The organism is Vibrio crassostreae 9ZC13 (assembly GCF_000272045.2).
GTDB lineage: Bacteria > Pseudomonadota > Gammaproteobacteria > Enterobacterales > Vibrionaceae > Vibrio > Vibrio crassostreae_C.
The window spans coordinates 165,880-189,040 of record NZ_AJYZ02000037.1 but is presented as its reverse complement, the minus strand read 5'-3'; the positions used below and the strand labels follow the sequence as shown (position 1 = coordinate 189,040).

Sequence of the window (23,161 nt, the reverse complement as noted above, 5' to 3'; positions counted from 1 at the left end):
GTAGTCGGACATTATAGAAGCATTAGTGATTAGGATCACATGGTATTTGCTACATCTTGAGATAAAAATCTTTAGTGAGCGCAATAAATGCTTCGCTATAACCACCTTGATGGTGAATTGTAAGCGATTCGCGCTGCAAATCTTGCTCGCAAGCAGGATCTTTAGATAACTCGAATAAAATTCGGCTAGCTGGCTTTTTATCTGTTGTTTTTACATCAAGGCGTTTTGCTAGATACCAACCACATTGCTCGGCAAGCTTGATAAAACCTTCCCCCTCAGGCGTCGGTAGGATGAAACTGGCAGTCGCGGCGTCGGTTGTTATCTCGAAACAACGCTGGGCAAGCGCTAAATGATCCAAGCTGTCGGTGTGCCTAGCGGTGGCTCTTTGGCTTTGCTGCGCCTGTTCTCCAGAGTTGAAGTAGGGCGGGTTACAGATGATCGCATCAAACCTTTGTGGAAAGTCGGTTGTTAACACGCTGCCGTGATCAAGGGAGATACGATTTTGCCAAGGCGACTGCTCAATATTGACAGTGGCAGCATCAATAGCGTGTTGATCAATATCTATCGCAGAGATTGAAGCATCTTCAAAACGCTGCGCAGCCATCAAAGCCAGCAGACCTGTCCCGGTTCCAATATCGAGTACACATGATCTTTGTGGCAGGCTTACCCACGCGCCAAGTAATACGCCATCGGTACTGACTGGCATACCGCTTTTCCCGCCGTAAATTGAGAATTGCTTAAAATTGAAGCTTTTAGTTTGCACTGTTTTGTCTTTCATTAATGTTCTGAGTATCGAGATATTTTAAGTGATTAGCTCTAATGTTAACCGCTTGTATGAGTTAATGTTCTGCTTGAAAAAATATTGTTGTGCATTATGGTTAGTTTATAATTGTGGCTATTTTTCTATAGCTAGTGGAATCCACTGCTTTTTGTTCTCATATGCAAATTTATATGGTGTTTTTGTGTGGTGACTTGCAGCTAGCCAGTTGTTTCGTCATTATGCGCGACTATTTTATAGATTGATTGGCAGCTTTGAGCTGTAACATTCATGTAAGCACAACATAAATTCATAAATATAATTAAGGATTATCTGTGAAACAGAGTCTAAAACTAACAGATATAATGGCATTGGGCTTTATGCTTTTTGCGTTTTTCTTGGGTGCGGGTAACATCATCTTCCCACCTCTAGCTGGCCAATTAGCCGGTGATCACTTCCTTCCAGCGATGTCTGGTTTTCTGCTGACTGCCGTTGGTCTGCCGTTAATCACTATCGTCGCGGTCGCAGTGGCTGGTGGCTCTTGGGGTCACTTAACTAAAGATCTTCCTAAGAAAGCAGCAACCATCATGGCTGTACTGATCTTTATCATTATCGGTCCTGCATTTGCTGCACCGCGTACTGGCCTTGTTGCCTATGAGATGGCGGTGAAACCGTTCTTCATCGATGCCTCTCAAGCTCACCTAACTCTCTTTTCGATTGCATTTTTTGCAGTAGCGATGTTCTTCTCATGGTCGCAAGGTAAGCTTATTGACGTCATTGGTAAGGTGCTAACACCTGCACTGTTCGTTGGTTTGGTTGTGCTGGCGATTGCTGTATTCGTTAACCCTCAAGGCGATATTCTTGCGGCTCACGGTGAGTACATCACTCAACCACTAACCAAAGGTTTCCTTGAAGGCTACAACACCATGGATACTTTTGCTTCTTTGATGTTTGGTATGCTGATTGTTGATGCGATTCGTAGCAAGGGCATTACTGACCGTGCAGCGACGACTAAGTACCTAATTAGCGCGGGTTGTATTGCCGCAGCGGGTCTGGCGTTTGTTTACATCTCTCTATTTTTCCTAGGCGCAACAAGTGCAACAGTCGCAGCTGGTGCAGACAATGGTGGTGCTATTTTAAGCCTATACGTTCAATCGTTGTTTGGTCCTTCTGGTCAGCTAGTGCTTTCTGTGATCGTACTATTAGCATGTCTAACTACGGCGATTGGCCTTGTGTCAGCATGTTCTGATTACTTCAGCTCGCTAACGCCTCTGTCTTACAAGACTTGGGTAATCATCAATGGTGTAGCTTGTGCAACCGTTGCGAACGTTGGTCTTTCTCAACTGATTTCTCTGTCTGTTCCAGTACTGTTTGCACTGTACCCAGTCGCTATCGCGTTGGTTGCTCTGACATTCTTACGTAGCCGTTTCCCTAATCCAAAAGCGGCTTACCGCGTAGTGGTATTAGTGTCACTGCTGTTTGCTCTTATTGATGGCGCTAAAGTAGCGGGTGTAGACGTGTCTGCACTTAAGATGCTGCCACTGTTTGAGATCGGTATGGGTTGGTTGCTTCCAACAACGGCTGCAATCATCTGTATGTTCTTTGTTGGCAAGTCAACAGAACAAGAGATGGCTGAAGAGACTGTTTAATCTTCCGTTGAGATTAGATTGTCCTTCGAGATGAAATAGAAAAGGCCTCATTACTTCGCAGTAATGAGGCCTTTTTGTATTCTGTGGTCTTTTTATATCCAGCTAGTTATTTGGTTAGCTACTTAGCCGGGAGTACTTCTGTTTGGTTATAGCTTTTCGCTGTACTCAACCAGTACTTGCTCAACCCAGCTTGCGATACGGTCGTCGCTTAGCTCGTATTGTGAATCTTCATCAAGCGCCAAACCAACGAATTGAGATTTGTCTTCGGTTAACGCTTTAGACGCTTCGAACTCGTAGCTGTCATCGTTTGGCCAGAAGCCAACAAACTCTGCACCCGCGGTTTTCAGTTCATCATGCAATAGACCCATCGCATCTAGGAACCATTCGCCGTAGCCTTCTTGGTCACCCAAACCAAACAGAGCCACAACCTTGCCTTTCATAGGCGTGGTTGCGATGTCTTCCCACAGTTCATTCCAATCTTCTTGGATTTCACCGAAGTCCCAAGTCGAGATGCCCAGCAATAAAAGGTCGTAGTCCGCCATCAATGAAAGAGGGCTTTCTTTCACGTTATGGATATCAACTAGGTCTTCACCAATAATGCCGCGAATTTTCTCTGCTGCCATTTCTGTGTAGCAGGTGGTTGAGCCGTAAAATAATCCAATTTTCATAGCAAACGTTCGATTTTAATTTCAGATGGCGAATTCTAACCATAAATCGACTTCGATTGCAGCGATTATCCGCTCAAGTCGTAATTTTTATGGCATTCATATTTGCTCTGGCATACTCTCAAAACAGTTTCCAATATTGTGAGTAACACTATGCAGTCGCCTCAAGGGCAGAGCGCAGACCACGGTCTCGTTGAGCAGTTTTTAGATGCTATGTGGATGGAGCGAGGATTATCGGAGAATACGCTTGTCTCGTACCGTACCGATTTGTCCAAGTTATTAGCGTGGATGGAAAAGAACAATTACCGCCTCGACTTCATTAGCCTTTCAGGTTTACAGGATTATCAAGGCTGGTTAGCCGACGCCGATTTTAAGCAGACCTCTCGTGCCCGTATGTTGTCGGCGATTCGTCGCTTGTTCCAATATTTGCACCGCGAGAAAATCAGAGGCGATGATCCAAGTGCCTTGTTGATCAGCCCGAAGCTGCCGCAACGCTTGCCGAAAGATTTGAGCGAAGAGCAGGTTGATGCTTTGCTCGATGCGCCAGATCCGAACGATCCGATTGAGCTTCGCGATAAGGCGATGCTTGAGTTACTCTATGCAACCGGTTTGCGTGTGACAGAACTGGTTAGCTTGACGATGGAAAACATCAGCCTAAGACAGGGCGTGGTGCGTGTTATTGGTAAGGGTGGCAAAGAGCGCTTAGTACCAATGGGCGAAAATGCGGTGGATTGGATAGAGACTTTTATTGAACAAGGTCGTCCACATCTACTTGGCGAAAACAGTTCTGATGTGGTTTTTCCGAGTAAACGCGCCAAGCAAATGACCCGTCAGACGTTCTGGTATCGTATTAAGCACTACTCGGTCGTCGCTGGGATCGATACAGAGCTGTTGTCACCACACGTATTGAGACACGCTTTTGCGACGCATTTACTGAACTATGGCGCAGATCTCAGGGTCGTACAGATGTTACTTGGGCATAGTGACTTATCGACAACCCAAATTTATACTCACGTGGCGACTGAAAGGCTGAAGCAAATTCACGCGCAGCATCACCCACGTGCTTAAATCCATTTATTTTTAAGGTGAACTTAATGAGCGTATTACGCCGTCTTCCTCTACTAGCGCTTCCTCTTATGATTACTGCATGTAATGCATCAGAAGCGAAAGTAGAAACAACATCAACAGCCGTAGAAGCTGCTCCAGCTCAAGCTATTGATACAGCTGCGTTAACTAAGCGTTTTGAAAAAATCGGTATTAAGGTCGATAAGATTGTGCCTTCGGATATCGATGGTCTTTTAGAAGTTCAAACCAACAGCGGCATTATCTTTTCTTCTCCAGAGGGCGATCACTTTCTAGCCGGTACACTTTACTCTTTGGATGAAAACGGAAAGTTCAGTGATGTTTTGGCTGAGCGTCAAGCTCCGCTGAATGCTGAAAAAGTGGCAGCGATGTCGGATACGGTTATTGAATACAAAGCCGATAACGAAAAGTATGTTGTGACGGTATTTACTGACATTACGTGCGGCTACTGTGTTCGTCTGCACAGCCAAATGCAAGGCTACAACGATTTGGGTATCACCGTTCGTTACATGGCTTACCCACGCCAAGGTGCGACAGGGCAAGTTGCCGATCAAATGGCAGCAATCTGGGCGTCAGATGATCCAAAAACAGCGATGCATGACGCTAAAGTAAACCGTCAAATGCCAGCGTCTGGTAAAGACCTAGCAGAGCAAAAGCAGATCATTGCTAAACAATACCAACTGGGTCGTGAGCTTGGCATCAATGGCACACCGGCTATCGTGCTAGCAAGTGGTGAGTTGGTGAGTGGTTACTTACCGCCAGCACAACTTCTTCAACGTTTAGAGCAATAATCTTGTTTTCTGTATTGCCAATTTATCCCCCATGTTTTTGATTTAAGGAGTGGCCTGATTGATATCGGGCCCATTTTTATATGATAGAGATCCAACGCCGTCCTGAGGTCGACATTTCAGTCTTACCTGCTCACTTACCTGACTTGTTAAAGCGCATTTATGTGAGTCGTGGAATCGACAGTGCCGACCAACTAGAGACAGCAGCGAAAGGCTTGCACTCTTATCAAAAACTGGGCGGCATTGATGCTGCGGTTGAGCTGTTGTTCAAAGCTATTCAGCAGCAAAAACGCATCATCATTGTTGGTGACTTTGATGCCGATGGCGCGACCAGCTCGGCGCTGTCTGTTTTAGCGTTACGTATGCTCGGCAGCTCTAACGTCGACTATCTGGTACCAAACCGTTTTGAAGATGGTTATGGCTTGAGCCCTGAGGTTGTTGAACAGGCAATCGAGCTTGGTGCTGAAGTGATCATGACGGTCGACAACGGTGTATCTTCAATTGAAGGTGTTCGCTTTGCTAAAGAGAAAGGGCTAGAGGTTCTGGTTACCGATCATCACTTGCCGGGCAATGAACTGCCAATGGTCGATGCTATGGTTAACCCAAACCTTGAAAGTTGTGCTTTTCCTTCGAAAGCCCTAGCGGGGGTTGGTGTCGCTTTTTACCTGATGATGGCATTGTGTGTTCACATGCGTAAATTGGGTTGGTTTGCAGAGCGCGGCATGACAGAACCTAAGTTGATGGAACTGATTGACCTTGTGGCGCTGGGTACGGTTGCCGACGTGGTTCCACTCGATGAAAACAACCGAATTTTAGTTCATCAAGGTTTGCAACGTATTCGTGCGGGTAAAGCTCGTCCGGGCATTCAAGCCTTGATCGAAATTGCTAAGCGAGACGCTAAGCGTTTGGTGGCGTCTGACTTTGGCTTTGCTCTTGGTCCTCGTATCAATGCAGCTGGTCGATTAGACGACATGTCTTTTGGTGTTGAGCTGCTAATGAGTAACAACATCCATGCGGCTCGTCGAATGGCGAGTGAGTTAGATGGCTTGAACCAAACACGTAAAGAGATCGAAGAGGGTATGAAGCAAGAAGCGATGGCTTTTTGTGAGCGCCTTGAATTTGGTAAAGACGACCTACCTTCTGGCTTGGCACTATTCCAACGTGATTGGCACCAAGGTGTGATTGGTATTTTGGCTTCGCGTATCAAAGACAAATACCACCGCCCAGTGATTGCGTTTGCAGATGGCGGCGAAGGCAGTATCAAAGGTTCATGTCGTTCAATTCCGGGTCTGCACATGCGTGATGCATTGGACCGAATTGATACTCAAAACCCTGGCTTGATTCTTAAATTTGGTGGCCACGCAATGGCGGCTGGTTTAACCATCATGGAAAAGGACTTTGAACGCTTCAGCAAGCTGTTCAATGATGTGGTGAAGAATGAACTTGGAGAAACAGCACTGAAGGGCATTATCTTGTCTGATGGTGAGCTGTTACCAGAAGAGTTCTCGATGCACACCGCTGAAACGCTGCGTTCAGGTGGCCCGTGGGGACAAGCTTTCCCTGAGCCAATCTTCGATGGTGAGTTTAAAGTGCTGCACCAAAAGCTGGTGGGTGAAAAGCACCTTAAGCTGATGCTTGAGCCGCTCTACAAAGGCCACCCAACCAATGTGATGATTGACGGTATTGCCTTTAACGTCGACCTACGTCGCTGGCCTGATGCATCAGTAAAAACCGTTCATCTTGCATTTAAGCTCGATATCAACGAATTTCGCGGCAACCAATCGTTGCAGCTGATGATTGATCATATCGAAGCCAAATAGTGATTTTGGGCTCAATAATGCTCATCATATAGTGCCAAATTCAACAAGCTCTGTTCAAAAACAGGGCTTGTTTTCCTTCCTGCCCTTACAAAATTTACGTGTTTTTTATGCCTGTCAATTTTATATCCCATTAAGTTGTTGAATCTTGGTTCACCACTCTAAAAAATTCTGTATCTCCGTCACACTTTTGAGTACAATTCTTCGGTTAAATTCTACTCATAAATGATGAGCTAAAATGTTTGAAATCAATCCTATAAAAAACCGTCTGCAGGATGTGTCTGAGCGCACAAATATCCTGAGGGGGTATCTTTGACTATGACGCTAAGAAAGAGCGTCTAGAAGAAGTAAACGCAGAATTAGAACAACCGGATGTATGGAACGAACCTGAGCGTGCTCAAGCGCTAGGTAAAGAACGTTCTGCATTGGAAGCGGTAGTAGAAACGATCGACCAACTTGACCAAGGTGTTGAGGATGTTGATGGCCTATTAGAGCTTGCGGTTGAAGAAGAAGATCAAGAAACGTTCGATGAAATTGAACCAGAACTGGCCGAGCTTGAAGCTAAGCTAGAGAAGCTGGAATTCCGTCGTATGTTCTCTGGTGATCACGATGCATCAGATTGCTACATCGATTTACAGTCAGGTTCGGGCGGTACAGAAGCTCAAGACTGGACTTCAATGATGTTGCGCATGTACTTACGTTGGGCAGATTCGAAAGGCTTCAAGACTGAAGTTATCGAAGTGTCGGATGGTGATGTTGCTGGCCTTAAAGGCGCAACGGTACGTATTTCTGGTGAGTATGCTTACGGTTGGTTACGCACAGAGACTGGTGTTCACCGTCTAGTTCGTAAGTCACCATTTGATTCAAGTGGTCGTCGTCATACTTCATTTGCATCTGCGTTTATCTATCCTGAGATTGATGACAACATTACGATCGACATTAATCCTTCTGACCTACGTATTGACGTATACCGTGCCTCTGGCGCTGGTGGTCAGCACGTAAACACCACGGAATCAGCGGTACGTATTACTCACGTTCCGACTAACACTGTGGTTCAGTGTCAGAATGACCGTTCGCAGCATAAGAACAAAGATCAAGCGATGAAGCAGCTACGTGCTAAGCTTTTTGAACTTGAGATTCAAAAACAAAATGCTGAAAAACAAGCGAGCGAAGAGACGAAATCAGACATCGGTTGGGGCAGTCAAATCCGCTCTTACGTGCTGGATGATTCTCGTATCAAAGATTTACGCACCGGCATCGAAAACCGTAATACTCAAGCGGTTCTTGACGGTGACTTAGACAAGTTTATTGAAGCTAGCCTGAAATCAGGTCTGTAAGCTTTATCAACTATTAAGCTTTACCAATAATATTGGTAAAAATGCCTATATTTACAAAAATATAGCGGTCCAAATTTTAAAAGCAGGGTACATCTCTAATGACTGATGCTGTTCAAAACGAAAACGCACAAGAAGCTTCTTCACCTGAAGAGAACAAACTAATCGCTGAGCGCCGCAGCAAGCTGGATCACATCCGCCAAAACTGCAAAGCTAACGGTCACCCAAATGACTTCCGTCGTGAGCACCTAGCTGGCGATCTTCAAGCGGAATTCGGTGAGAAGACTAAGGAAGAGCTAGAAGAGCTTAACCACATCGTTGCGATCGCTGGTCGTGTTATGGCGAAGCGTGGTCCATTCCTTGCGATTCAAGAAACTTCTGGTCGTATCCAAGCATACGCAGCGAAAGACGTTCAAAAAGTACTGAAAGAGAAGTACCAAGGCCTAGATATCGGTGACATCATCGGTGTTAAAGGTGCGCTTCACAAATCAGGTAAAGGCGACCTTTACGTGAACATGGAAGAGTTTGAATTGCTGACTAAAGCACTTCGTCCTCTACCAGAGAAGTTCCACGGTCTAACTGACCAAGAGATGCGTTACCGTCAGCGTTACGTTGACCTAATCGTGAACGAAGATTCTCGTAATGCATTCATCGTGCGTTCTAAGCTTGTATCTTCAATCCGTAACTTCATGAGCGCGAAAGGCTACCTAGAAGTTGAAACGCCAATGATGCACGTGATCCCGGGTGGCGCAACTGCACGTCCGTTCATCACTCATCACAATGCACTAGACATCGACATGTACCTACGTGTTGCACCAGAGCTTTACCTTAAGCGTCTAGTGGTGGGTGGTTTTGACCGTGTATTCGAGATCAACCGTAACTTCCGTAACGAAGGTCTATCTCCACGTCACAACCCAGAATTCACAATGATGGAATTCTACCAAGCGTACTCTGACTACAAAGACCTTATGGATCTGACAGAAGAGATGCTAAGCACGGCAGCAATGGACGTTCTTGGTTCTACTTCTATGCCTTACGGTGACGAAACGGTTGAGTTCGGTGGCACTTACGCTCGCATGAGCATGTTCGATGCAATCAAACACTACAACCCTGAGCACGCTGAGATTCAAGCGCTAACAGAAGCAGACCTACAAGACCGTGAAAAGATGGTTGCTATCGCAAAATCTGTACACGTAGACGTAGAAACGTTCTGGACATGTGGTCAGCTTCTAGAAGAGATCTTTGGTGAAACGGCTGAGCCTCAGCTAATTCAACCAACGTTCATCACTGGCTACCCAGCGGACATCTCTCCTCTAGCTCGTCGTAGCGATGACAACCCGTTCTTCACAGACCGTTTTGAGTTCTTCATCGGTGGCCGTGAAGTTGCGAATGGTTTCTCTGAGCTTAACGATGCACAAGACCAAGACGAGCGTTTCAAAGCGCAAGTTAACGCGAAAGACGCGGGTGATGACGAAGCGATGTACTACGATGCAGACTACATTACTGCACTAGAGCACGGCCTACCGCCAACAGCGGGTCAAGGTATCGGTATCGACCGTCTAGCAATGCTATTTACAAACACGCACACAATCCGTGACGTGATCTTGTTCCCGGCAATGCGTCCACAGGCGTAATTCTCGCTTATAGGGCGTAACAGCCTATGTAATTAAAAAGCCACCTTCGGGTGGCTTTTTCTGTTTTGGGGCTTCAAAACCTAGTCTGTACCGCACTCTTGATTCGAAAAATCGTTATTTCTGACATAGTCTTACTATTGAGACATAAAATCTAAGATAGTCTCACTACTATACGTCTCTGCGCTGAATACGCTCTCGCGGCATTTTGTCGAACGATGAAGCAGTGACTCGTATTAGTCTGATTTAAATAAAAATAGAATAAGGAAGAAGGATGGGAACTCAATTTAAGATGGATTCCTTACCAGGTTCTCTTATCGTCGTTGGTGGTGCGTACGAACCCTGGTTATCAGTGTTAGAACAAGTGGGTTGGCAGTGTACCCAGTGTGCAGATTTACGAAAAGCCGATGCCTTGATTGCTGATATTGGCCCATGTATTGGTATTGTCGATCTTAGTCATGATGAGTTCAGTCTCAACGGTATTGCTAACCTTGTGAGCAATAACAAGCAGGTGAGATGGCTCGCCTTTATCCGTGAATCTCAATTAAGCTCTGATACGATCTGCCAGTTTATCGTCAACTTCTGTATCGACTTTTTCACGGCACCAATCCCAGATGCTCAATTGCTGAGTACCATTGGTCACCAACTGGGTATGCTTAAGCTTGAGCAGAAGGTATGGCCAAACTACGGCATCAATAACAACATGGGACTGCTAGGCGATTCTGTGGCCGTGAAGCGCTTGAGAGACCAAGTAAAGCGTATTGGGCCGACTGATGTCAGTATCTTGATTTATGGCGAGAGTGGGGCTGGTAAAGAGACGATTGCACGCTCGATTCATCAAAATTCGTCGCGAGCACAGAAACCATTTTTAACGGTTAACTGTCGTGCCTTGTCTGAAATGAGAATAGAGGCCGAGGTGTTTGGCATATCAGCACAGTCAGCGACTGCGCCTTGTATGTTGGAAGAAGCCGATGGCGGAACCATCTTGCTTAATGATGTTTTAGCGATGCCACGCAATCAACAACTGAACCTGTTGCGCTTTCTACAAGAAGGTAAGATTGAAACTGCGAATGGACCTAAATCTGTCGATGTGCGTATTCTGGCCGCGAACTCCTCTGATATCGAGAAGGCGTTGATCGAGGGCGACTTCAATGAAGAGCTTTATCACTACATCAATGTTCTGCGTATTCATGTTCCAAGCTTAAAAGAACGTGTGAGCGATATTTCAGTACTGGCGAATCATTTCCTGCGTGAGTACTCGAAAGAGTTTAATGCTCAAGCGAAGAGCTTCTCAGACGATGCTATCCGTTCGATGAATCGATACCATTGGCCTGGAAATGTGCGTGAGCTGATGAATCAGATTAAGCGTGTTGTGTTGATGTCTGATGCTGTGATCATTGAGGATCACCAACTGGATTTACCAAAACAGAATGATGAACGCCGAAGCTTGAAGAGTATTCGAGAGCGCTCAGAGCGCGATGCGTTACTGATTGTATTGGAATCTTACGGTGGTCAGGTTTCATTGGCGGCTAAGGAGCTCGGTGTATCACGAGCGACGATGTACCGCTTGCTGAATAAACACAGCCTAATCTCTGAAGGTGTTGTTTAGACTCTTCTCTACATGACTTTATTCAGTCACCGTAAATTAAAGGCCACGTATCTACGTGGCTTTTTTGTTTCTGAAGGGTAGTCCGTTGTTTTCTAGTTAGACCCTAAGAGAGATATGCTGTGATTTTATATAATCATAGTGAATATGTTATATGTAAATGAATATGCAACTAATATTTCAGGCGAATGCATTGTTTTAAAAATGTTAATCAATTAGCGGTTGAATAATATACTCACTTGGTTAGACTTTAACCGTTAAAGCAACGATTTAACAAAGACTTGTCTGCTTTTACTTCCCCATTTTTTTTGGATTTTTTAGTTAGCTTGGAGGCGCAAATGAAACATTTCGATTTTATACAGCATATTTGCGCGTCGTTTGATCCGTGTACTGACATGGTGACTGATATGTCACTCACATCAGCCATAGCCGATCGAAACACCCAAGATAAACCTAACTAATAGATCCGTATCCTTATTTGGCTGCGGAAAAATAGCAGCTAAGTGAGAAGCCCTCATACTATCTAACACGCTATTTTTCCTCAGTTGACTCAACAACTGGAGAGTTATTATGCGTCACTCAGTATATTTAAAATTAGCAACAGTCCTTATCCGTGCCGATCTTCGTCGTGAAGAGCGGGAATGGCAGCGAAAAGTACGTCGTAGTTCACTAGACCTACCTTGGCACAACACTCATTTGCTAAGAGATATTGGCCTTGAAGCCGATGGTCGTCCAATTGGTTTCTCTGAGCCTGAAGTTGTCACCATTGAACGTCGCGTTCGTCATCTTCGTCGTGTTCTTAGCGCGCGAATACCGACGTAATCTTTCGGGGTTGATCGCACCTTTCAACCCCCTAAATCATTGACGGTGATAGTTAGGTGTCAAAAGTGAGCGCTTTTGAACTAGAACTGGACAAAAAAGAGAAGCATTGGCTTCTCTTTTTTGTTTTTTTAATCGAGAAAAATCAACGTGCCCTAGTAAAGAAATAGAGTTCTACTAAGCTATAGAGAGCAAGGGAGGCCGGTTATGCAAAAGCATCAGTTAGACATGTGGTTACATGGAGAGCACAAAGACTCTTATCAAACACCCAAAGTGTACGTTATTGGCTGTTCTGATATTTCAGAATATCTATTGGCGGTGGAGTACAAACATAAGCTAGAACCGGTAAAGCAAGACGGCGAGCCGCTTCACTTTGGATCCTTGGATCAAGTGAAAGAGGAGTTACTCCGGCTCGGCTTTGAAAAGGCGTATCTTCGCTTACACAACGCCTACGATGAGTTTGGTAATGAGCCAAGCCAAAGCTACTGTGATATTGAACTGGCGCTCAAACCTCATTAAGAGGCGTTGGTAGCGAGATATTGATTCTAATTCCAGACTGTTTTTTAACGCACTGATAGTTTTGGCTATCGAGGCTCGATTAAACGATCTATGCGTAATGTGTTGTCAGTAATTTATGGGTGAATTGAGTTCGCAGATAGAAACCACGTGGTTTAGTTTTGATAGGTTTTCCGCTTGCACCGTAAGCTTCCGTTAACACACGACTGTTAGCAGCCTTCGGACGTAAATGCAGTGCTTCACCGTGTCTTGCTGTTATCTGTTCAACATTGCCTAAAACGATCAACTCCATCAGTTCTTCCCAATCTCGCTTCAAGAGTTCGTCTTCAGCTTGGCTAGGTGTCCATAATAATGGGGATCCTACATGCCTCTCTGCTAGCGGGATCTCTCTTTCTCCCTCGACAGGGATCCACAACACCTTAGACAGCTTGTTTCGAACGTGGCTGGTTTCCCAAGTTATGCCTTGCACACCCATCAAAGGAGCAACACACACAAAGGTGGTTTCGAGTGGCTTGCCAGAGTAGCTAATCGGAATGCTTTTTAGCTCGATACCGAGCTTGGCAAAATCTTGTTCTGGCTTACTGCCTGCAGGTGCACCCAAGTGCCATTCCAATAGCTGCCCAACCCAGCCTTTATCACGCTTAAGGTCGTTTGGCATCACCATCTCAGCTTCGTCAGCGAGCTCTTTAAAGGTCATTCCGGCGATGGCATACGCGCGCTCTAACAGCTCTTGTTGTGTTTGTGGTTCTGGTTTCATAATAAAAGGCATGATCAAAAAAATGATTTTATCAGAAGTTATCACCAAATGACGACTGGTTAAGAAATGATCTCCTTGCGAGAGAAGGGATCAAACTCAGGGTTATCCACAGGACATAAAGGTAATTAATTGAAATATTAATTTAGTGGATAAATAAACAGGGGTTTATGGTGGATAAAATGCTTGCCAAATGGGGTTCAAAATGAATCTTTCACTTAGTAGTGTGGATAAACATCGGAGTGGTTGATCTTTAACCATGTCAGGTTTCTGAAAGATCTTTTACATTTCTAATGTTTTTTAAAACTAGAATGTTATTTTAATTTGCTGATTTATATAATAATAAAATTATTTTGACTGATTTGTTGTTTTTGGTGTTGATGAATCTATGGATTAAAAAAAACGATTGCGGGTAATTCTTCACATAGTTATTCACAGAAAAGGTGAATAAATGTGGTCTATGTCTCACTATTGTGTGGGTAACTAGAATTTGAGCAAAACTTATCCATATTCCTAGTTATTATTCATAAATATAGCGCTTATCACGTCACTAAGTTTGCTCCGATTGGGGATATGTGGAAAAATCAGAGTAATTAAAAATTTAGATAGAGGTTGGCCAGTGATAGATGGCGATGGTTACCGATTAAATGTTGGTATTGTAATCTGTAACAACCATGGTCAGGTCTTCTGGGCTAAACGATACGGGCAACATTCATGGCAATTCCCTCAAGGGGGAATAGATGAAGGTGAGACTCCGGAACAGGCAATGTACCGCGAGTTGTATGAAGAGGTTGGCCTTACTAAAAAGGATGTAAAGATCGTCGCGACAAGTCGTCATTGGTTACGCTACAAGCTACCCAAACGACTGGTTCGGTGGGATTCTAAACCTGTCTGTATTGGACAAAAACAGAAGTGGTTCCTTTTGCGCTTAGATTGCGATGAATCGCATATCAATATGCAGCGTGGAAGTACACCTGAGTTTGATGGTTGGCGTTGGGTGAGTTACTGGTACCCAGTTCGACAAGTTGTTTCTTTCAAGCGAGATGTTTACCGTCGAGCGATGAAAGAGTTCGCATCTTTAGCAATGCCGTTTAAAGAGCGAAAAATAAAAGGAAAGCGCAAATTGCGTAGAGGTTAAGCATGCTCAGTCAACTAAGGGAAATAGTTGAACACGTATCAAGAGTTGAAGATGTGTCGACGGCTCTTGATATTTTGGTTAAAGAGACATGCAGTGCGATGCAGACGGAATGTTGCACCGTGTATTTGGCAAATAATGATATGCAGCGCCTTGAGTTGATGGCAACTCAAGGCCTGATCTTCAAAGGCAATAGCATTCACATTGGTTTTGACGAAGGTCTGGTTGGCCTTGTTAAAAGAAGTGCTGAACCTATCAACCTTGCACAAGCGTCTGCTCACCCTGCTTATAAGTTTTTTCCAGAGCTTGGAGAAAACGTCTATCACTCTTTTCTCGGTACTCCGATTATCCACCGCAAGCAAGTGCTCGGTGTATTGGTCATTCAACAGAAGACCCCACGTTTATTTAGTGAGATGGAAGAATCCTTCCTTGTCACGCTCTCTGCACAACTTGCCGTTATTGTGGCGCACGCCCAAACTCAAGGCCATTGGCTGTTAGAGCAACAGAAGCTACCGGCTACTAAAGGTATTGCAGCTTCATCGGGCGTGGCGATTGGTGACTTATGGTGGGACAACACTCAGCCTGAACTCACCGATGTTTATCCTGCTTCGACGCTCAATATAGAGAGAGAGCATGAGTTGTTGGCGGTAGCGGTTGAAAACGCCCTCAATGACTTTAAGCGCATGCGAAAGCGCTTAGATAGCGAAATCAATAAAGATGCGTTGGCGATCTTTGACCTGTTTACTCACTTACTCAACGATCCTATGCTGCGTAAGGATCTAAAAAGCCAAATCCAGAAAGGCGATAAAGCCGATTGGGCACTAAGACAGGTTGTAGAGAGTTATTCTAATCGCTTTGCTCGTATGTCGGACGTGTATCTTCGTGAGAGAGCACAAGACATCCGAGAGCTCGGACAAAGGCTGCTCTATTTCCTCCACAACTCTGAACATGAACTTCGCACGTTAGATAAGCCGATTATCCTAGTGGTTCGTGAGTTAACCGCTTCGGTATTAGCGTCTATTCCCAAAGAAAAGCTCTTAGCGGTGATTTCCTTGGAAGGGGCGGCGAACTCGCACGCAGCGATTTTATCTCGAGCGCTTGGCATACCTTCCGTCATGGGGGTAAACCTCAACCTAGCTCAAGCTAATGGCAAGCGAGCGATTGTTGATGGGTATAGCGGTGAGATCTTTATTGAGCCGACTAAAAGCCTGCTCAAAGAGTATCGAGGGCTGATTCTAGAAGAGAGTGAGCTCTCCTCTATGGTCAATCGCGAGCTGTACCTACCGGCAAAAACGCAAGACAACAAGCAAGTCGAGATTCTGCTTAATGCGGGTTTAAGTGCAGACACTAACATCGCTATCAACCAAGGCGTTGATGGCGTAGGGCTGTATCGAACTGAAATTTCTTTCTTGTTGCAGCAAAGATTCCCGTCAGAGGATGAACAATTCAAGCAGTATCGTTCTGTACTGGCAAGCTACCCAGAGAAACAAGTGGTGATGCGTACACTCGATATCGGTGGTGATAAGGCCTTACCGTATTTTCCTATCGAAGAGGACAATCCATTCCTTGGTTGGCGTGGTATTCGGTTTACGCTCGATCATCCTGACATCTTTATTATTCAGTTACGTGCCATGCTACGTGCGAGCTGTGAAAGCCATAACTTGAGTATTTTGCTGCCGATGATCTCTGGTGCACAGGAGTTGGATGACGCGCTACAGTTGATTGAACAAGCGTATGATGAAGTGCATGAGCTTGATAACCGAGTGCGTATGCCTCGCGTTGGTATCATGATTGAAGTGCCATCCATGCTGTACATACTGCCGCTGATTGCGCATAAGGTCGACTTTGTTTCAGTCGGTACCAACGACTTAACCCAATATTTATTAGCGGTTGATCGGAACAATTCACGAGTATCCGATGTCTATGAATCAATGCACCCTGCGGTGATCATGGCATTAAAACAAATTCATGATACTTGTAAGCAATATCAATTACCTGTTTGTATTTGTGGCGAGTTAGCCGGTGACCCGATGGGCGCGCTGCTATTGATTGGATTGGGGTATGAGACGTTAAGTATGAATACCTCGAATGTCGCAAGAACCAAATATTTGATTCGTCAATCGAACTTGGCTGAATTACAGGATTTGGCAAATAAGGCACTTTCAAAACCGTATGGTAGTGACATCTATAGTATGATGCTGAACTATTTCGAAGAGCGTGAATTTACAGGCTTCATTCGAGCAGGTAAAAAATAGGATTTAACGTGTCATATGAACTGATAGGCTTGTTAGCGGGCCTTGGTGCTATTGTTGGTGTTTTAGCAGGCTTGCTAGGCATTGGTGGTGGTTTGCTGGTTGTTCCTGCCTTACTGTTTTTGCTTCCTAAAGCGGGTATCCCCCAAGAGTTTGCGATGCAAATGGCATTGGCTACTTCGCTATCAACCATCATCGTTACGTCGGGATCGTCTGCGATTAACCATCTAAAGTTGGGTAACGTAGAGATGTTTGTCGTTAAATGGTTGATGCCAGGTGTGGTGATAGGTGGCTTCCTCGGCTCTTTCGTGGCCGATGTAATTCCAGCTCAATACTTACCAAAAGTCTTTGGTGTGATTGTTTTGGTGTTGGCGTTGCAAATGCTATTGTCGATTCGCTCCAAGAGCCAAAAATCGATGCCGGGTTCAGCTAAAACCGTGTTGTGTGGCGGCGGGATTGGTTTGGTATCAAGCTTAGCGGGCATTGGCGGTGGGTCTTTATCGGTACCTTTCCTTAACCATCACGGTGTGGAAATGCGTAAAGCCGTCGGCTCATCTTCGGTATGCGGTTGTGTTATCGCGATTTCGGGAATGCTAGGTTTCATTTGGCATGGATCTTCTGTCGATGATCTTCCTGCGTATAGCTTGGGTTATGTTTATCTACCGGCTTTGATCGCGATTTCTTGTACCTCAGTTTTGACCACTCGAGTGGGTGCGAAACTGGCCACTCAATTGCCAACCCCTGTGCTGAAGAAATTCTTTGCGGTATTTTTAATGTTTATAGCAGCCACAATGCTGCTGTAGTGTCTTTTCTGTTAGTCATTGAGCTAACCGTTAATCAATTTAGATAGAGAGCCAAGTATGTCTCAGGGTTTTATCGAATTCCCAAATATCGATCCTGTTCTTATTGAACTAGGACCAATCTCAGTTCGTTGGTACGGCCTAATGTACCTTGTCGGTTTTATGTTTGCTCTTTGGTTAGCAAATCGCCGAGCTGATCAACCGGGTAGTGGTTGGACTCGAGAGCAAGTATCAGACTTACTGTTTGCTGGCTTTCTAGGTGTGGTGTTGGGTGGTCGTATTGGCTACGTACTTTTCTACAACTTTGACCTTTTCCTAGCAGACCCACTGTACCTATTTAAGGTATGGACTGGCGGTATGTCTTTCCACGGTGGCTTGCTGGGTGTTATCACCGCAATGTTCTGGTATGCGAAAAAGAATGGTCGCACCTTCTTTGGCGTGGCAGACATGATTGCACCACTCGTCCCATTTGGTTTAGGTATGGGCCGTCTAGGTAACTTCATGAACAGTGAACTATGGGGCCGTGTTACGGATGTGCCATGGGCGATTGTGTTCCCTAACGGTGGTCCACTTCCTCGTCACCCATCTCAGCTTTATGAAATGGCACTTGAAGGGATCGTGCTGTTCTTTATCTTGAACTGGTTTATTAAAAAGCCTCGTCCTCTTGGTTCTGTATCAGGGTTATTCCTTGCAGGATATGGTACATTCCGCTTCTTAGTAGAATACGTACGTGAACCAGATGCTCATTTAGGCTTGTTCGGCGGGTTTATCTCTATGGGACAAATTTTGTCACTGCCAATGGTTATCATCGGTGTGCTGATGATGGTATGGGCATACAAGCGCGGTCACTACAAAGACGAATTACCACAACAAACGAAGTAAGGAATTGGTGTGAAACAGTATTTAGATCTCTGTCAGCGTATCGTTGATAACGGTACTTGGATTGAAAATGAACGCACGGGCAAGCGCTGCCTAACCGTGATCAATGCTGATCTTGAATATGATGTTGGTAATAACCAATTCCCACTGGTAACAACGCGTAAGAGTTTTTGGAAAGCCGCAGTTGCTGAGCTGCTTGGCTATATCCGTGGTTACGACAATGCTGAAGATTTTCGTAAGCTAGGGACTAAAACTTGGGATGCGAATTCTAACCTGAATGAAGCATGGCTGAATAACCCTTACCGCAAGGGTGAAGATGACATGGGCCGTGTTTATGGCGTTCAAGGACGTGCATGGGCAAAACCTGACGGCGGTCATATCGACCAACTGAAGAAGATTGTTGATGATCTAACTAACGGTATTGATGACCGCGGCGAGATCTTAAACTTCTACAACCCAGGTGAGTTCCACATGGGATGTTTGCGTCCGTGTATGTACAGCCATCACTTCTCACTACTTGGTGATACTCTGTACCTAAACAGCACTCAGCGCTCTTGCGATGTACCCCTAGGCCTGAACTTCAACATGGTTCAAGTGTATGTCTTCCTAGCTATCATGGCGCAAATCACGGGTAAGAAAGCTGGCGTGGCTTACCATAAGCTAGTAAATGCTCATATTTACGAAGATCAACTTGCACCTATGCGTGATATCCAGTTAAAGCGTGAGCCGTTAGCTGGCCCAACATTCCATATCAATCCTCAGATTAAGTCTCTAGAAGATTTGGAAACATGGGTAACGATGGATGACTTCTGGGTTGAAGGTTACGAATGCCACGAAGCGATTAAGTACCCATTCTCGGTTTAATCTCACTCGCTTTGTTTGATTGAAAGGCTGCCTCTGTGCAGCCTTTTTTGTATCTAAGTTACAGTGACGAGTAATCGAGATTCGAGAGCAGAGAAATCATATGCTGTGATGCTTTATGTTACTCGTATACTCTCAACGCGCATTGGCTCTTTCTCTTCGATACTCGCTTACACGAATCCCGTATCTGCTCTTAAAAAGAAAAAGCCCGCAACCTAGGAGGTAGCGGGCTTTGCTATAAGCGATGTTTATTTTGCTATTAAGCGGTAAGAGCTAACACGCTACCAGGCAGTACAAGGAATACCGCAACAAGGTAACCAGCCACTACAGCTTTGTTCTTCACAGCCATGTCTGAAATCATGTCTGCCGCTTTAACTGGAAGTTCACGTAGGAACGGGATACCGAAGATGAATACCGTTGACATGATGTTGAACACCAAGTGTACTAGAGCAATTTGTAGTGCGAATACTGCGAACTCACCAGACACTGCTGTAGCTGCAAGTAGAGCCGTAATACATGTACCGATGTTTGCACCCAGAGTGAATGGGTAAACGTCACGTACTTTAAGAACACCTGAACCTACTAGTGGAACCATCAAGCTTGTTGTCGTAGAAGAAGACTGAACAAGGATAGTCACGATAGAGCCAGAAGCGATACCGTGGATTGGACCACGACCGATTGCGTTCTTTAGAATCTCACGAGCACGACCAACCATTAGGCTCTTCATCAGCTTACCCATTACAGTAATAGCTACGAAGATAGTTGCGATACCTAGAGCGATAAGCATGATGCCGCCAACAGTGTCGCCAAACGTTGATAGTGGTTCTTTAATCGCACTTACAACAGGCTTAGTGATTGGCTTGATGAAGTTAAGACCACCCATGCTCATATCACCTGTTGCTAGCATCGGTGATACTAACCAGTGAGAAATTTTCTCTAGAATTCCAAACGCCATCTCTAGTGGTAGGAAGATAGCAACGGCTAATAGGTTAAAGAAGTCGTGGATTGTCGCACTTGCGAATGCACGTTTGAACTCTTCTTTACAACGAACGTGACCAAGGCTAACTAGCGTATTGGTTACCGTAGTACCAATGTTAGCACCCATGATCATAGGAATTGCTAGCTCAACAGGTAAACCACCTGCCACAAGGCCAACGATAATTGAAGTAACTGTACTTGATGATTGAATAAGCGCTGTTGCTACTAAACCAATCATTAAGCCTGCAACTGGGTGTGAAGCAAATTCGAAAAGAACCTTTGCTTGCTCGCCTGTTGCCCATTTGAAGCCTGTACCAACCATTGAAACTGAAAGTAATAGTAGGTAAAGCATGAATGCCAAGTTAGCCCAGCGTAGCCAACGAGTAGTGCTCGAGATAGGCGCTGCTGCAGTAGTAGCTTGGTTCATAATGTTTTCTCCATTGGACCGTTTAAGTCTGTGTTTGGTCTGTTTGTTTAATCTGAGCGTGATGTTAGAGGGTAAATATTTCAGTAATATTACATTTTGGTTTAGGTGCGACTTTTTTGTGATGATTTACTCTTTAAATATTCCAATTGCTAATGTGGTTGTTTTAAGTTGTTGTTTTAAATTGTTTTTTAATGGAAATTCTATAGGTGATATAGATCTTAAAAGTTAGAAAAAAATTGAAAATAATCGATGAAATATTACATTATGAAATCATACACTTCGAAAAAATAAGTGGTAAATCTATGTTTGGTTAGGTTTTTCCGAGTTTGTTGAGTGGCGGTGTCATATTTGATATAAAAGGGTATCTACTCTTTTATTACGGCACATCTATGTCGCATCTCAACTACAACCATCTGTATTACTTCTGGATGGTTTGCAAGCAAGGCTCTGTTACTAAAGCTGCAGAAGCCCTATTCCTAACACCACAAACGGTAACGGGGCAGATAAAAGCCTTAGAAGAACGCATGGATGGCAAGTTGACCAAGCGTAATGGCCGAAGTGTTGAGCCTACAGAGCTTGGGCAACTGGTCTTTAAATATGCCGATCGTATGTTTGGCCTGAGTTACGAGATGCTGGACATCGTGAATTACAGCCAGCACTCCAATATTCTGTTTGATGTTGGCGTCGCGGATGCGCTCTCTAAAAGACTCGTCAGTAAGATACTGATGTCGACCATCCCTCCAGATAACAGCATTCACTTGCGCTGTTTTGAATCGACCCATGAAATGCTACTTGAGCAACTCTCTCAACATAAGCTCGATATGATTTTGTCTGACTGTCCGGTGGACTCTAGTCAAAGCCCGGGCCTGTTCAGTAAAAAGCTGGGTGAGAGTGGAATGAGCTTTTTTAGTTCAGGTCAGGTTGAAGGGGTTAATTTCCCTGCTGTATTGGAGCAAAGAAAGCTTTTGATCCCTGGCAGCCGAACCTCAATGGGTCGTAAAGTGCTGCAATGGTTTGATAGACAAGGGCTTAAGCCAGATATTTTAGGTGAGTTTGATGATGCCGCATTGATGAAGGCTTTTGCTCGTTACCATCATGACGCAATATTTTTAGCACCGACGCTTTATATGTCTGAAGTGGAAGACGACACATCACTGCAACTATTAGGCGGTATTGAAGAGTTAAAAGAGGAGTACTACGTCATATTTGCTGAGAGGATGATCCAACATCCAGCAGTTAAAAACGTATGTGACGCAGATTTTAGCAAATTGTTCGAGTGAGATAGTTTGTTAATGAATTGATATCGATTATCATAACTCCGCAATATGCCGGAAATACTGATAGCCCGTAGTTGGCGAAAAGGTTGTAGGGAGCCAAACTATGAACTTAAAAGATATGGAGAAGAACTCAGCACAAGCTGTTATTCTACTCAAAGCCATGGCCAACGAGCGTCGCTTACAGATCTTATGCCTATTACATGGTACTGAACTGTCGGTTGGGGAGTTGTGCGGCAAGTTGGAACTGAGTCAGTCTGCTTTATCTCAACATCTTGCTTGGTTGAGAAGAGATGGTTTGGTCGAAACTCGCAAAGAAGCTCAAACTGTGTATTACACATTGAGTAGTGAAGAAGTAAAAGCGATGATTAACCTACTGCATGGTATTTACTGCAAGTAGCTTATTGCTGGTGGGAGGGGGATTTCTTATCAGCGATAGAATGACACAAGGAAGTGTTAGCATTTCACATTGAACGTTAGTGTTTACCTATCTATCTACGTACCAATTTGCTTCTCTATTTATTTTTCTGATTGTTTGTTTTATCTATCTGCTTAAATTGTTTATCGGTCAGAAAAACGGCTGTTAGCACGTAAAATAAAAGCGTTACTCAAAATTTAGATATAAAAAAACCGGCCTAGGCCGGTTTTTTTCGTTTTGCGTTGTAATCAAATTTCTATTAAAGAGCTTTGATTGCAGCAGCGAAACGAGACTTATGACGTGCAGCTTTATTCTTATGAATAAGGCCTTTAGTCGCCATACGGTCAAGAAGTGGTGTAACTTCTACAAGAGCAGCAGTTGCAGCTTCTTTATCACCAGCTGCGATAGCTGCGATAGTCTTTTTCATGTAAGTGCGCATCATAGAACGACGGCTAGCATTGTGCTGGCGACGTTTCTCAGCTTGGATAGCGCGCTTCTTAGCAGATTTACTGTTTGCCAAGGGTCTAACTCCCAAAAACTTAGTTCGGTGACAATTTAAGGGCGAGGACTATCCCTCATTAGCGCTTAATTGTCAAATGATTTGTGCAAAAACCAATCGTAGCCAAACAAACTTTGGTATGGAAAGGTCATCGCGGTTAAGATGGCGGGGATTCTAACAGCATTTTTAGACCAATGCTAATAAATATGCTTCTTAGGA

At 44.5% G+C, this 23,161-nt stretch carries 21 protein-coding genes; 16 read left to right on the top strand and 5 right to left on the bottom strand.

All coding sequences use genetic code 11. The features are described 5' to 3' along the window. Positions 1–49: 49 nt before the first annotated feature. A complete protein-coding gene (locus tag A136_RS11625; RefSeq protein WP_017062876.1) occupies positions 50–778 on the bottom strand; it encodes a tRNA1(Val) (adenine(37)-N6)-methyltransferase in 729 nt (242 codons plus the stop codon). A gap of 314 nt (positions 779–1,092) precedes the next feature. Between A136_RS11625 and brnQ the strand changes: the two genes are divergently transcribed. Beyond that, on the top strand, positions 1,093–2,406 hold the full coding sequence (brnQ, locus tag A136_RS11620; RefSeq protein ID WP_017059325.1) for a branched-chain amino acid transport system II carrier protein: 1,314 nt from the start codon (positions 1,093–1,095) through the stop codon (positions 2,404–2,406). A gap of 146 nt (positions 2,407–2,552) precedes the next feature. Here brnQ and fldB read toward each other — a convergent pair whose 3' ends face one another. Continuing rightward, positions 2,553–3,074 carry a flavodoxin FldB gene (fldB, locus tag A136_RS11615; RefSeq protein WP_017062875.1) on the bottom strand — a complete coding sequence of 174 codons (522 nt, stop codon included), beginning with the start codon at positions 3,072–3,074 and terminating at the stop codon, positions 2,553–2,555. Between the two features lie 150 nt (positions 3,075–3,224). Between fldB and xerD the strand changes: the two genes are divergently transcribed. The 8 genes from xerD (at position 3,225) to A136_RS11575 (ending at position 12,668) form a co-directional block, all read left to right on the top strand. Further along, complete coding sequence (xerD, locus tag A136_RS11610) at positions 3,225–4,139, top strand: site-specific tyrosine recombinase XerD (RefSeq protein ID WP_017059327.1); 915 nt, start codon at positions 3,225–3,227, stop codon at positions 4,137–4,139. 26 nt (positions 4,140–4,165) lie between these two features. Next, positions 4,166–4,945 (top strand): thioredoxin fold domain-containing protein, encoded by a 780-nt coding sequence (locus A136_RS11605; RefSeq protein ID WP_017062874.1) that lies wholly within the window; start codon positions 4,166–4,168, stop codon positions 4,943–4,945. A gap of 80 nt (positions 4,946–5,025) precedes the next feature. After that, a complete protein-coding gene (gene recJ, locus A136_RS11600) occupies positions 5,026–6,762 on the top strand; it encodes a single-stranded-DNA-specific exonuclease RecJ (protein ID WP_017059329.1) in 1,737 nt (578 codons plus the stop codon). 235 nt (positions 6,763–6,997) lie between these two features. After that, a protein-coding gene (prfB, locus tag A136_RS11595; RefSeq protein WP_100208942.1) for a peptide chain release factor 2 occupies positions 6,998–8,096 on the top strand; the annotation gives its coding sequence in 2 pieces (ribosomal slippage) (positions 6,998–7,072 and positions 7,074–8,096; 1,098 coding nt in all). A 98-nt stretch (positions 8,097–8,194) separates the two neighbouring features. Next, a complete protein-coding gene (gene lysS / locus A136_RS11590; RefSeq protein ID WP_017059330.1) occupies positions 8,195–9,727 on the top strand; it encodes a lysine--tRNA ligase in 1,533 nt (510 codons plus the stop codon). Between the two features lie 271 nt (positions 9,728–9,998). Continuing rightward, complete coding sequence (gene vpsR, locus A136_RS11585; protein ID WP_017062873.1) at positions 9,999–11,333, top strand: cyclic-di-GMP-binding transcriptional regulator VpsR; 1,335 nt, start codon at positions 9,999–10,001, stop codon at positions 11,331–11,333. 567 nt (positions 11,334–11,900) lie between these two features. After that, positions 11,901–12,152, top strand: a complete 252-nt coding sequence (locus A136_RS11580; RefSeq protein WP_008224444.1) for a hypothetical protein — start codon at positions 11,901–11,903, stop codon at positions 12,150–12,152. Positions 12,153–12,356: 204 nt separating this feature from the next. Next, the gene (locus A136_RS11575) at positions 12,357–12,668 is read left to right on the top strand and encodes a DUF6482 family protein (protein WP_004735016.1); all 312 of its coding nucleotides are present in this window, start codon (positions 12,357–12,359) and stop codon (positions 12,666–12,668) included. 88 nt (positions 12,669–12,756) lie between these two features. On the opposite strand, the gene mutH is transcribed toward A136_RS11575, so the two are convergent. Beyond that, complete coding sequence (gene mutH, locus A136_RS11570) at positions 12,757–13,422, bottom strand: DNA mismatch repair endonuclease MutH (protein WP_032546406.1); 666 nt, start codon at positions 13,420–13,422, stop codon at positions 12,757–12,759. A 616-nt stretch (positions 13,423–14,038) separates the two neighbouring features. On the opposite strand from mutH, the gene rppH reads away from it, so the two are divergent. Genes rppH through A136_RS11545 form a run of 5 tightly spaced genes read left to right on the top strand, consistent with a single transcriptional unit; the run spans position 14,039 to position 19,349 of the window. Beyond that, complete coding sequence (gene rppH / locus A136_RS11565; RefSeq protein ID WP_017059335.1) at positions 14,039–14,557, top strand: RNA pyrophosphohydrolase; 519 nt, start codon at positions 14,039–14,041, stop codon at positions 14,555–14,557. A gap of 2 nt (positions 14,558–14,559) precedes the next feature. Further along, positions 14,560–16,809, top strand: coding sequence for a phosphoenolpyruvate--protein phosphotransferase (gene ptsP, locus A136_RS11560; RefSeq protein WP_017059336.1), 2,250 nt, complete (start codon positions 14,560–14,562; stop codon positions 16,807–16,809). Positions 16,810–16,817: 8 nt separating this feature from the next. Continuing rightward, the gene (locus A136_RS11555) at positions 16,818–17,609 is read left to right on the top strand and encodes a sulfite exporter TauE/SafE family protein (RefSeq protein ID WP_017059337.1); all 792 of its coding nucleotides are present in this window, start codon (positions 16,818–16,820) and stop codon (positions 17,607–17,609) included. Between the two features lie 57 nt (positions 17,610–17,666). Continuing rightward, positions 17,667–18,488: a prolipoprotein diacylglyceryl transferase gene (gene lgt / locus A136_RS11550; RefSeq protein WP_017059338.1), complete on the top strand. Its 822-nt coding sequence runs from the start codon at positions 17,667–17,669 to the stop codon at positions 18,486–18,488. A 9-nt stretch (positions 18,489–18,497) separates the two neighbouring features. Then, positions 18,498–19,349: a thymidylate synthase gene (locus A136_RS11545; RefSeq protein ID WP_017062870.1), complete on the top strand. Its 852-nt coding sequence runs from the start codon at positions 18,498–18,500 to the stop codon at positions 19,347–19,349. 256 nt (positions 19,350–19,605) lie between these two features. On the opposite strand, the gene A136_RS11540 is transcribed toward A136_RS11545, so the two are convergent. Continuing rightward, positions 19,606–20,751 (bottom strand): Na/Pi symporter, encoded by a 1,146-nt coding sequence (locus A136_RS11540; protein WP_017059340.1) that lies wholly within the window; start codon positions 20,749–20,751, stop codon positions 19,606–19,608. Between the two features lie 389 nt (positions 20,752–21,140). Between A136_RS11540 and nhaR the strand changes: the two genes are divergently transcribed. Next, positions 21,141–22,031 (top strand): transcriptional activator NhaR, encoded by an 891-nt coding sequence (gene nhaR / locus A136_RS11535; protein WP_017062869.1) that lies wholly within the window; start codon positions 21,141–21,143, stop codon positions 22,029–22,031. Between the two features lie 100 nt (positions 22,032–22,131). After that, entirely contained in the window at positions 22,132–22,425 is a 294-nt protein-coding gene (locus A136_RS11530) for an ArsR/SmtB family transcription factor (protein WP_017062868.1), read from the top strand. Positions 22,426–22,702: 277 nt separating this feature from the next. On the opposite strand, the gene rpsT is transcribed toward A136_RS11530, so the two are convergent. Then, a complete protein-coding gene (rpsT, locus tag A136_RS11525; protein WP_004739529.1) occupies positions 22,703–22,963 on the bottom strand; it encodes a 30S ribosomal protein S20 in 261 nt (86 codons plus the stop codon). Positions 22,964–23,161 lie beyond the last annotated feature (198 nt).